Origin of the sequence: Pectobacterium cacticida, from assembly GCF_036885195.1 — a bacterium.
Taxonomy (GTDB): Bacteria; Pseudomonadota; Gammaproteobacteria; order Enterobacterales; family Enterobacteriaceae; genus Pectobacterium; species Pectobacterium cacticida.
This window is the reverse complement of record NZ_CP133656.1, coordinates 3508351-3520753: the sequence shown is the minus strand read 5'-3', so window position 1 is coordinate 3520753 and position 12403 is coordinate 3508351. Positions and strand designations below refer to the sequence as shown.

The following is a 12403-nucleotide window of genomic DNA, read 5'->3' as shown; positions in this document are numbered from 1 at the left end:
GGTCATAAACATGAATAATAAAAAACTGAAGCTGGGACTCTTCTGTACTCTACTTTTATCTTGTCTCACTGTCACGGAAGCGGCCCTGCTATATAATAAAGACGGTAATAAGTTATACCTCGATGGACGCGTCATCTCACGTAGGATTATTAGTGATAACGAGAATATGGATGGCGATAAAGTCCGATTCAGGATGAACCTGCATGGGGAAACGAAAATAACGGAAACGCTATATGGGTTCGGTCGCTTCGAACATGATTTTAATGCCTTTGAAACCGAAAGCGCTCCGTCGAAAGACTACACTCGTTATGCTTATGCCGGCTTGAATAACAAATATTGGGGGAGTCTCAGTTACGGGCGTAATGATGGGGTATTAGCATACCCCCAATATACTACAAGGATTTTCCCGGTAAATGGCGGAGGAACCTATGCGCCGGACACGTTTATGGGGAAACGTGGAACTGGCATATTGACCTGGCGGAATAACGATCTGTTTGGATTTGTTCCCGGACTCGACCTGCGGTTGCAATACCAAGGAAAGAATGAAGGAAGCCGCGCTATCAAGACGCAAAATGGTAACGGTTATGGTATCGCGTTAGGGTATGCCATTCCGTCTACCATGTTGGAATTCAGTGCGGCGTGGGCATCGTCGCAGCGAACGCCAAACCAGCAACTGGCGGATTATGGGCAAGGTCACAGAGCCAATGGCTGGATGGTAGGGGCAGCCTGGCAGCCAGAAAATTGGTTTATCGGTGCGTTTTATGGTGAAACGGAAAATATGCAGTTTGTTAACAATCAGCGTAACAAACGCACCGGATTCGCAGACAAGGCGCAAAATCTGGAAGCGGGAATACGCTATCGATTTCCCTCACTATTAACCACAGGCGTAGGGTATCGGGAATCAAAAGCGAAAAACCTGGATGGTATTGGCGATGCGTTGCTGATCCGCAATGCGCTTTTGCTCGTCTCTTACCCGCTCAATGCGCATTTCAGCCTTTCCGCCGAGCATAGCATTAATTTATTAAAAGAAAATAATCCGCTGGGGCTACATACAGATGATGCCACCTGGCTGACGGCATCATTTATTTTCTGATATGGCGTTCATGTGGTGAACACGGTCTTAATGATGTAACGCCTTTCACCGAGTACGAAAGAAAGGCATAAAAGAGGAAGGAATATGAAAAAAAACAAACTATTGGCAGCGATCGCACTGGCCTGTATACAAGCAGCCGGAGGACACGCTGTCGCCGCGTCATCATCTGCGGCTGCAATGCCATCGGCGGGGGGGACGCAACCCAATGTGGTTTATATCCTGCTCGACGATCAGCGTTATGATGCTTTTGGCTTTCTGAATCCGGCGATCCATACGCCGAATATGGATCGTATCGCTAAAGAAGGAACCTACTTCAAAAATGCATTCGTTACTACCTCGCTGTGCTCCCCTAGTCGCGCCAGTATTCTCACGGGGATGTACGCGCATAATCATGGCGTATCGGATAACAATCCGTCCGATCTCTCTAACCTGAGCTATTTCCCCGAACGATTGCGTGAGAAAGGCTATCAGACCGGATTTTTTGGCAAATGGCACTTCGGCGGCGCGGATAAAACAGCGACGAAAGGTTTTGCTGGCTTCGATCGTTGGGTTGGGCTACTAGGCCAAGGGAACTATTATCCGATTGATAACTATGGCAAACCTTCAATGCTTAATATTGATGGTAAAATGGTGCCGCAAAAAGGTTACATCACCGATGAGCTGACGGATTATGCGGTTGACTGGCTGAATACGCTCGATAAGAAAAAACCGTTCATGATGTATCTGTCCCATAAAGGCGTGCATTCTGATTTTCTGCCCGCTAAGCGCCACCGCGGCAGTATGAAAGAGGTCACCTTCCCGGTGCCTGATACGTATGCCGATACACCAGAAAACTATGCCGGTAAGCCTATGTGGGTGAAAAATCAGCGTAATAGCTGGCACGGCGTAGATTATCCCTATAACACAGATATGAACCTCCAGCAGTATCAGCGTGATTATTATGAAACACTACGCTCTGTAGATGACAGCGTGGGCCGCGTGCGTGATTGGTTGCAGAAACAGGGGCTGGACAAAAATACGATCATTATGGTCATGGGGGACAACGGTTTCATGTTCGGCGAACATGGGTTGATCGATAAGCGTAATGCTTACGAAGAGTCGATCCGAGTACCGTTGATTGCTTCCGGGCCGGGCTTTGCTAAAGACAAAGTGGTGGAAGAGATCGTCAGAAATATCGACGTAGCACCAACCATTCTGGAAGCCGCAGGCATTGCCGCGCCGAAGCATTACGACGGGCAGAGTTTCTGGCGATTGGGTATGGATGGCTATAATGTGCCGAAGCGTAAAGATTACTTCGTCTACGAATACTTCTGGGAATACAGCTTCCCGCAAACGCCAACCACGTTTGCGATCCGTACGCCGGAATACAAATACATCCAATATTACGGCGTGTGGGATAAAGAAGAGCTTTACGACATGCAAAACGATCGGGAAGAGAAGCACAACCTGATCGATTCAACTGATGAAAATATCGTCAAAACCAAGATCGCATTACGTAAAAAATTGTATGAAGAATTACGCGATCATCAGGGTAAAAACGTGATCCCATATAACCAGCGGCTTGGGCAAGGGCAAGTTTATCGCTATGAGAAGACGGGGGAGCAGTTAGCACCATTCCCGCGTGAATGGCTGAAAGGGTATAACCATGATGAGATACTCGCTGGGTTTATTCCCGATCAGGTAGGTAAAGAAGAGAGAGTAAAATCGTCTAACGAAGCCGTGGAAAAGAGCAAACCGTTGCTAAAAGCGCTGATGGATAAATAATAGTCCTGTAGTTAATCAGACGGCATAGAGAAATATTGCCGTCTGATTTTTTTAACAACGACAGCTAGCCTAAGATGTCGCTCGGTTGTGGTTATTAGCACAAATAACGATTTGGCTTAATTTTTTATCGGAAAATTTATCTTGAACCGTACGGTTAATACTATTTATAAGGTTTAGAAAAAGTATTTAAACCGAACGCGTGCGCCATAGCGATCTTTGTCGCTATCATTTATTGATGTCATCTCTCCTCGGCCATGGATAGTCGAGTAATAAGCACCTAGATACGTTTTAAAATTATCTATTTCTAAAATATTTGGTAGTTCATAAGAGGTAAATAATGTGTGAATGTCATATTTACCAGGGTGTAATGCGTCATTCTGTCCCGCATTGCTATCACCGCCACGTTGGTAGGATTTAATATCATTATGCGCAAAAATATACCCCACCTCTAATTTACGCCACAAAATATTACCGCCAATAGAAAAGTCGGTTTCATTTTTCGCATCTAAATAGGCGGTGCTTAGGTTAGCTACAATGCCATTTTCGCTGTTATTTTTTAAGCCGACCCAGTTAAGATTAAGACCATAGCCAGTTCTGCGTGATTGATCCTCAAATTTCCCATCGGCATTTTGAAAGCCATACGCATTACGAATAACATTGGCATCCATTGCGCCCGCTATGGTGAGGTTATCTTTTTTCCAGGCAACAACAGGACGAACGTAGACTACATTTTTACGATTATCTAATTTCCTACCATGATACTGTTCATTCTTAAAGACTTTACTGCCATCTTCAATAAGGGTATTAACCTCGAAATACCAATCATTGTAGGTGCTGCTCAGATTCATCGCACCGCCGTTATCGCTCCGCCCGCGCCCTTCTTTCATCATATAGACATAGCCAAATCCGTCCGCATAGAGATCGTTGGCGCTGTTGCCTGAATGCTCAACAAAGGTATCCTGGTTTAGCGGGAACATATCATAAGCTTCATATCGGCCGATTTTATAGTTCCATTGGTTATTTTTACCAAAATAGAACACGGCATCATCAAGCCCCATCGAACCAGACATATTCGCCAGAGGTTGCACCTTAAATCCTGCATAGTTGCCATTGGCCAGTGCTCGTTCGCCATCGAAACCGATTAAAATGCGCCCGTTGAGATCCCAGCGTTCTTTATCTTTAAAATTATCGGCGTCTTGTCCGGCCTGCGTATGTATGGAGGTGATTTGGCCTTTGCGGCTTGCAGCGTCAATGTTATATTCAACATCGCCGTAAAGCTTGAGTTTTCCCCATTCGCTATTATTCACCACAAAACTATTGGGTGTAGCGCCAGCGTCTTGTCGCTTCTCTAATTGGCTGACCTTTTCTTGGGCTAATATTGCGTTTGCCTGCGCCCGATCGCTGTTTTTTTCAAGTGTAGCAAGGCGATCTTCGATATTCACCGTATGCGTTTTTGGGGAAGATGTAGCGGTCTTTGTCATTAACTGTTCGAGCCTCGCCGCTTTTTGTTCCGCAGCGGCTGCCCTTGATTCTGCTTCTAACGCGCGTTTTTCAAGCGCATTTAAACGCGCTTCAAAGCGACTTAACGAATTTTCAGCATGAGCGAACAAGGGGGCGGCGCTAAGGAAAATCCCTATCGCTAAGGTTAATTTTTTTATTCTCACTGTTTATTCCTCTTCGTTTATACAGTTTCACCAGTAAAGGGTTAATAATAGATAAGGATAATAGAATTAATTGTCTTTTTTATTTATCCGCAGCAATACCGTCTCAGGTGTTATATCTTCAAATGAGGATATAACTAAATCTGCCCCAATAAGATTGTTTTGGGCCGACGTAATACCGACAGAGAATATTTTTGCTTGATTTAAGGCGATAATGCCTGCCTGTGCATCTTCAAACCCCACAGCGTATTGAGGTTCGACATCGATGAATTTTGCCGCCTGTAAGAATATCTCTGGATCGGGCTTCCCTTTCTTCAGCGTGCCTGGATCGACAATGGATTGGAAATAATTACCAATTTTTAATTTTTCTACTATGAATGGGGAATTCTTCGATGCCGATGCGATCGCACATGGGATGCCTAGCGCTTTTGCTTTTTTTAGAAAACAACGTACGCCGGGGAGAATATCATTCTCCGTCAGATTCTTAAGTAAACTGACGTAGTAGGTATTTTTCTCTTTTGCGAGTCGACTTTTTTCATCGTTGCTAAACTCACATGATTTGCCGCCATGTTTAAGTATCCGCTCCAGTGATTCTTCACGGCTAATACCCTTTAGCGTCTCGTTAAACTTTTCATCGATAGCAATATCTATCTTTTCAGCCAGGTTCTTCCATGCGAGGAAGTGATAATGAGCGGTATCGACGATTACACCGTCTAAATCGAAGATAAATCCGTTTTTCATTATTGATACCCCTCATTATAGTGATAGGAGAAATTCGCTCCGGACATGATGAAATAGGTTCTGTTATTAATTTCAACTTGTGTGTCGTCGCTAACGGAAACGATAATCTCGTTATGCGAGATATTGAAGAAATACTGGATTCCATTATGTTGAAGATTAAATTTAATATTCTCCCATTTATCAGGAAGGGTAGGTGTAATACGTAAATAGAGATGTCTAATGTCAACACCGGCATAAGCCATGATTGTTGTATTTAACGTAGCAGCCATGACGCCAGTATGGATACCCTCAGCCGTAGTGCCACCTTGGATATCGTAGTAGTCTGAAGAGAGCGCTTCGCGATAAAGCGTCCATGATAATTCAGGCAAATCGATATCATTAGCGAGTTGCGCATGGACGACACGTGATAATGTGGAACCATGAGAGGTACGAGAAAGATAATAATGCAAATTCTTTTTCGCGTAATCCTCACTGAGGTGATATCCCAGTTTTTTCAATATAGTTGAAACATCATCCTCTGAAAAATTATTGAATATCATTAACGTATCTGCCTGCTTGGCTACTTTATAATGATCCGCGCTTTTCCCTTCCGCTCGCAATATCCGATCCATGCGATAAATGTTTTTATATTTTTTTCGATAGTTATCCCAATCAATTTCTTCTAAATCAAAATATCCATCGAACTGTGAAATGATGTCATCATCGATAATGATAGAAAGGTTTTCCCCTACATGATGAATTTCATTCCAGAAATTTATATTATCGTTAATTCCGCTGTTGATATTTCCTATGATTTCATCGCCGAATTCTTGACGTAGCGACGTCAACTGAGAAAAAAGCCATGAAACCATCAGGTTGGTATAGGCATTATCTTTTAGCCCGCCGGCTTCATTACCGGGAGTATGCTCGTGGAATTCATCCGGCCCCATAACTCCGTGAATAGAATAGCGCTGCGTTTTTTCATCCCACTGCGATTTACTGAGCCAGAAATGCGCAATCTCTAACATCATTTCTATGCCATAGGACACCATAAACGCGTTGTCTTGAGTATTAATCCAATACAGCCAAATGTTGTAAGCGATCGCTAATGAAACATGCCGTTGTAAACGGCTATAATCCGGATCCCACTGACCATTAAGGGGATTGAGATGCACTATTTGCGTTTGTTCGCTGCCATCATATCCCGATTGCCATGGGAACATGGCGCCCTGTAAACCCTCTTTTTGTGCCGCATGACGTGCCATAGGGAGACGGTTATATCGGTACATGAGTAATTGGCGGGCGGTTTGGGGGAAATGCATGATGTAAAAAGGCAGGATGAAAATTTCATCCCAAAAAATATGCCCCCTGTAGGCTTCGCCATGTAATCCTCTCGCGGTTACTGAAACATCCAGTTGATAGTTTTCATTACTGAAGGGCGAGCAGGAACATAGTAAATGATAAGTATGAAGGCGTAAGAGCTTTTGAGACAGTAAATCGCCGGTAATAACAATATCAGCCTTTTCCCAAAGTGATTGCCAGGCTCGTTCGGTTGATGCCAATTGCGTAGAAAAGTCAACCAATACGGCGTCATCCGCAATATGCCAATCCGTTGGAAATACCGTCGATAGCCGAATATTGACGCTTTTTTCTAATTGATACGTTTTACCCTGGATTACCGGGCAGGTGATTGATTGGGTCACTTTATTAGGATCGACCTGAATATGGATGTCATCTTCTGTGAAGAAATCTCCACGTATCAGGGAAGAGAACCCTAATCCAATCTCTGATTGCAACGTTTTGGCATTTAAATAGGCATACGAGCCTTTAGCTCGGCACGATAATACCTGATAGTGAGTGGCCGTGAGGCTACGGTAGCGCTCTACGCCATAATTACGGGTATCGCCATCAATATGGGTACTGATGGTAATATCCCCCTCAAAATTCAGTGGCGTGAAGCAATACTCAATCGCAAAACGAGTTGGATGCGACATATCTGCAAGCATTCGGCTACGGATTTGCAACTGGCGTTGTTGTTCATCTTCGACTTGCCAATGATGTTCTAAGACACCATTTTTAAGCGAAAGGGAGCGATAAAGTACGGTGTTTTTACAGGTGTCTGGCGTTAGCCAATCGCCTTTGCCGATCCTAATACGGATTGCTCGTGCGTCTGGTGCATTAACAAAATCTTCATTGGTCACCGTATGACCCGCAATAGTGGATTGAGCCTGGTTATAACACCCGGCAAGGTAAGTGGCGGGATAAGTGGCCTCATTTGCCTGCATATCAGGCATCGCGCCACGTACCCCTAAATAACCGTTTGCGACGGTTAATAGTGATTCAATGGCATATTCCTTTTTACCAGCACTAAAACCGCAATAATCTATTCCCCAGGTCAATACGCTATATTGCTGCTCAATCGCGGCTTTCAGATCGTCTGAAGATAGTAAGCCGGCATTTTCTTTGGCAATAAATGGAACATTAAATACTTCTGAAATGGTTTTCTCTAAATCAACAACCTCGCCTTTAGAAATCGTTACACAGAAGGGCGCGTAGTGCGGAAGTCGCTCTCCACTAATGATTCCGCCGTGTACCAAAGGGAAAGCGGATTTTATTTTCTTTAATATGTCTAAATACGCTTCAAAGGATAAAATATCCCATTCTATATTATAGTGATGTTTCATTTCTTCTAAAGAAACATTGAGTCCACTTTTATTCACCGAAATAGAAAGGTAATGCATAATAAACTCTTTTAGATAATAGGGATTAAAGAGATGTTATCAGTGTGCCTTTGCGCTGCTGGTAGCGATAAATTATCATCGTCAGAATAAGCGGAATAATAATGGCGACCAGCATGGCGACAAGATAAATACTCCAGAAACTGGGCTGAATGGAAAGAATCCCAGGGATACCGCCAACGCCTATACCGTTAGAAAGTACTCGTGCATAACCGCAAATCAGTCCCGCTAAGGCCGCCCCAATCATTGCACAGAGCATTGGGAAGCGATAATGCAAGTTGACTCCGTACATCGCGGGTTCAGTCACACCCAGATAAGCAGATATTGCCGCGGGTATAGTAATTTCACGCTCATTTTGTTTTTTGCTAATGAGAATGATGCCGACAACCGCAGAAGCCTGGGCAATATTTGAGAGCGCAATGATCGGCCAGATCGGCGTTCCTCCTACGGTCTGCGTTAATTGCATATCAATTGCTAATGTTGTGTGATGCAGACCTGTGATGACTAAAGGAGAGTAGAAAAAGCCAAAGATCATTGACCCAATGGGGGCGAAATCGCCAAGCATTAAATAGCGTACCCCTTCAGAGATGCCATTACCGATCAAACGACCAAGTGGTCCGAGAATGGCATGCGCAATGGCAACGGAAATTAATAAGGTAACAACCGGAACGATAACTAACGTTAAATAGCTAGGTATAAATTTACGTAATTTAACCTCAAGCCAGCCTAGAAACAGTCCAGCCAAAATTGAAGGGATCACTTGAGCCTGGTAGCCTACTTTTTGAATTGAAAATAAATTGAAATCCCAGGTATCAGGAATTTGGCTTCCTATACTGTAGGCATTCATCAATTGCGGCGACACCAGCGTAATACCTAATACAATACCCAGGATAGGCGAACCGCCCATTTTTTTGACGGTAGACCAACAAATGGCGACGGGCAGGAAATGGAAAATGGCTTCGCAGGGCAGCCATAAAAAATCATAGATTGGTTGAAGCCATGGATGCAATGAAACGAGGGTTGCATCATCATAAACTGGCATTTCGCCAATAACGTTACGTAAACCAAGTAATAAACCGCCGCAAATGAGAGCGGGTAATAGTGGTACAAAGATTTCAGCCAAACAGGAAATTAATCTCTCCCAGAATTTCATGTTCTGCTTGGCCGCCGCTTTTGTCTCTTCCTTACTCGACTCGGCGATGTTGATCTTCTTTATCAATTCCTTATAGTAAAGGTCGACATCGGTTCCTATTATTATTTGAAACTGACCGGCGTTATTAAAACATCCTTTTACTTTAGGGAGGGCTTTAATGCCATCAATGTCGGCTACTTCAGGTTTATTCAATACGAAACGCAATCTTGTTAAACAATGAGAAACAGTGCTGATATTTTCTCTACCACCGACTAACGTAATTATCTGATCTATCAGATCAGAAGTTATAGATTTATTCATGTGGTTCGTCTCTAGTTTTTATCTCCTTTTTTAAGATAGGTTAGGTCTGCTTCCCTCTCAATGGGAACGTTCCCAAATATTGACGAATATCACACAAATTTTATTTTAAAAATAATTTATATTAGTTAAATCAATTAGATGTGATTATGTGCGTTTTGGGTGAGAAATTATTGTTCATCATGTCGATTAATAAGCGTACCGAAAGCTCGCCACTTTCCCGGAAGCCCAATCGATACGTTTTTGTTTCAGGGAATAAAAACGTCAACAGGTCATTACGTCCGATACAGGCGACAGAAATATCACGAATGTTATGAATTTTTAAGTATTTTTGTACCCCAAAGGCCAGAGAATCCGTAGCACATAAAATGGCTTGGGGGCGTCTGGAAACCACGCTGTGGGCAAGTTGATAACCGCTTTGATAATCGAGTTGGCCTAATTCGGCATTCATGGTTAATTGATGTTGCTGGCAGTAACTTTCATAAGCTTGAAAGCGTTGTAATCCCGTAGTTTCATCGGTTAACGCAATTCCTACATAGCCAATGTCGTTGAATCCTTTTTCCTGATGCAGGAAGGTCATCAAATAATGCACGGCGCCAATATCATCGTTACAAACGCAGGTGTATCCCGCAAAGGAACGGGCCGTAATCACGATGCGTTGCTGCCAGGATGCTAACTGTTCAGTGGTGATGCCAGTGAAAGCGAAGAGGATAACACCATCGATTTTTCTCCGTTCCAACATGGTTAGGTGTTCATCAATTTTTTGCGGATTAAATTGGCTTTCCAGAATAATGGGGTCAATGCCATTAGCGTATAAAAGCGGGAGCATTGCGCTGACTGTCTGGTTTTCTGCATAAGAATCAAGACGAGTCACGATGATGCCGCAAGTACGCCCCGCCAGCCCACGCATGGCTCTTGCTGACGTAGACGGCGTGAACTGATACTGCTCGATTACCGCAAGGACTTTCTGGCGCGTCATTTCATTGACGTTAGGGTCATTGTTGATTACCCGAGAAACCGTCGACTTTCCTACATTGCAGAGAGCAGCTATATCTTTTATTGTTAATTTACGCACGTTTGCTGTGTTCCAAATAATAAGTCTCTACAACTCGTGATGTTAATATAGTTCTTTCTCCATAACAATTTCGCTTCTGCGGTGTTATTCGGTTGAGCATACTACGCCATAGGCTGATGAGTGTTTGTCTGGCGGACAAGGATATTCACGCTGCAGCGAATCAGAAGGCCACATCCTCGCGTACCTTCTGATTTTGCTGGGTTACGTTCCAAGCATAAGGTTAAACCGCCAGCCAATATCCTGACTTACCGTCAGCCCGTCACAGCGAGCTTCCATTGCTGCTAATCACTTTCTGATACCAGTAGAAGCTGTCTTTGCGCCGACGCTCCAGCGTGCCTTCGCCATCATCATCACGATCGACATAAATAAAACCATAGCGTTTTGACATCTGCGCCGTCCCCGCGCTGACCAGGTCGATCGGCCCCCAACTGGTGTAGCCCAGTAGCTCGACGCCATCGTCGATGGCTTCACGCACCTGAAACAGGTGACGGCGTAGGTAATCAATGCGGTAGCTGTCGTGAATGCTGCCGTCTTCTTCCACCACATCGCGTGCGCCCAGTCCGTTTTCTACGATGAACAGCGGTTTCTGATAACGATCATACAGCTCGTTCAGCAGGAAACGCAGGCCTTCTGGGTCGATCTGCCAGCCCCATTCGGACGCTTCAAGGTGTGGGTTAGGAATTAGGCGGATGATGTTGCCGCGTGAGGACTGATATTTCTCCGGCTCGAAGGTCGCGCAGCCGCTCATGTAATAGCTGAAAGAGACAAAGTCTACGGTGTGGCCCAGATCGTCTTTGTCCTGCGCGGTAATGGTGAGTTCGATGCCATTTTCCCGGAAATAGCGCTGGATCCAGGCCGGATAGGCACCACGTACCTGCACATCACCGAAGAACAGCCATTCACGATTCTTGTTTTGCGCTTCCAGGACATCTTTCGGATGGCAGGTCATGGGGTAGCGTACCGCGCCCAATAGCATGTTGCCGATTTTGGCGTCGGGGATGAGGTCATGGCAGGCTTTTACCGCGCGTGCGCTGGCAACCAGTTGGTGGTGGATAGCCTGATATATCTCCTGCTTCGAGGGTTCGCCGATCAGCCCGATGCCTGTAAAGGGCGAGTGCAGCGCCATATTGATTTCGTTAAAAGTCAGCCAGTACTTCACTTTGTCTTTGTAGCGGCTGAAAACGGTACGCGCATACTTCTCAAAATGATCGATGATGACGCGGTTACCCCAGCCTCCCAGCTTTTTCACCAGGCCGTAAGGCATTTCATAATGCGACAGCGTAATTAACGGTTGAATTTGATACTTCGCCATCTCATCAAACAGGCGATCGTAAAAAGCCAGTCCGGCCTCGCAAGGCTCGGCTTCGTCTCCTTCGGGATAAATACGCGTCCAGGCGATAGAGGTGCGTAAAACCTTGAACCCCATTTCGGCGAATAGACGAATGTCTTGCGGGTAGCGATGATAAAAATCGATAGCCAAGTCTTTGATGCTACTGCTTTTTTTATCGCGTTCCGTGATCGGGCCATGGACGCCCTGTAATTGTAGATCGGAAGTGGACACACCCTTACCGTCCTTATTCCATGCCCCTTCAACCTGGTTTGCTGCCACTGAACCGCCCCATAAAAATCCATCAGGGAATGCTTTCATGGTATTTCTCCTCATCGTTTGCTACATCATTTCGCCGCACTGGCCTATATTTCGCTGCGCTGGAAATCAGCGGATAACAGGCAAAAAAAAACTTGGGCAGAAGCGGGTATCACTACCCGCTTCTGCCCAAGTTTCGCCCGCCATTGGCGGTAACGTCCTATACGAACACTACACAATTATGAATTGCTGCGGCAATGTCACCGTCTGGTTATGTGACGCCGGTCACGGCATCTCTGTGGGGAGACATCAGCACG

The 12403-nt window shown here is 44.9% G+C and carries 8 protein-coding genes; 2 read left to right on the top strand and 6 right to left on the bottom strand.

Annotation, left to right across the window (positions count from 1 at the left end; all coding sequences use genetic code 11):
* Window positions 1-10: 10 nt before the first annotated feature.
* Window positions 11-1093 (top strand): porin, encoded by a 1083-nt coding sequence (locus tag RFN81_RS16030; protein ID WP_264496775.1) that lies wholly within the window; start codon window positions 11-13, stop codon window positions 1091-1093.
* A gap of 84 nt (window positions 1094-1177) precedes the next feature.
* On the top strand, window positions 1178-2857 hold the full coding sequence (locus RFN81_RS16025) for a sulfatase family protein (protein WP_264496774.1): 1680 nt from the start codon (window positions 1178-1180) through the stop codon (window positions 2855-2857).
* 173 nt (window positions 2858-3030) lie between these two features.
* Here RFN81_RS16025 and RFN81_RS16020 read toward each other — a convergent pair whose 3' ends face one another.
* From RFN81_RS16020 to RFN81_RS15995, 6 genes are all read right to left on the bottom strand, one after another.
* Window positions 3031-4521, bottom strand: a complete 1491-nt coding sequence (locus RFN81_RS16020) for a carbohydrate porin (RefSeq protein WP_264496773.1) — start codon at window positions 4519-4521, stop codon at window positions 3031-3033.
* A 66-nt stretch (window positions 4522-4587) separates the two neighbouring features.
* Window positions 4588-5259 carry a beta-phosphoglucomutase gene (gene pgmB / locus RFN81_RS16015; RefSeq protein ID WP_264496772.1) on the bottom strand — a complete coding sequence of 224 codons (672 nt, stop codon included), beginning with the start codon at window positions 5257-5259 and terminating at the stop codon, window positions 4588-4590.
* Complete coding sequence (locus RFN81_RS16010) at window positions 5259-7979, bottom strand: glycoside hydrolase family 65 protein (protein ID WP_264496771.1); 2721 nt, start codon at window positions 7977-7979, stop codon at window positions 5259-5261. The genes pgmB and RFN81_RS16010 overlap by 1 nt, the downstream gene beginning before the upstream one ends.
* A gap of 25 nt (window positions 7980-8004) precedes the next feature.
* Window positions 8005-9429 carry a PTS trehalose transporter subunit IIBC gene (treB, locus tag RFN81_RS16005; RefSeq protein ID WP_264496770.1) on the bottom strand — a complete coding sequence of 475 codons (1425 nt, stop codon included), beginning with the start codon at window positions 9427-9429 and terminating at the stop codon, window positions 8005-8007.
* 130 nt (window positions 9430-9559) lie between these two features.
* Window positions 9560-10501: a trehalose operon repressor TreR gene (gene treR, locus RFN81_RS16000; RefSeq protein WP_264496769.1), complete on the bottom strand. Its 942-nt coding sequence runs from the start codon at window positions 10499-10501 to the stop codon at window positions 9560-9562.
* A 259-nt stretch (window positions 10502-10760) separates the two neighbouring features.
* The gene (locus RFN81_RS15995) at window positions 10761-12149 is read right to left on the bottom strand and encodes a glycoside hydrolase family 1 protein (RefSeq protein ID WP_264496768.1); all 1389 of its coding nucleotides are present in this window, start codon (window positions 12147-12149) and stop codon (window positions 10761-10763) included.
* Window positions 12150-12403: the final 254 nt, after the last annotated feature.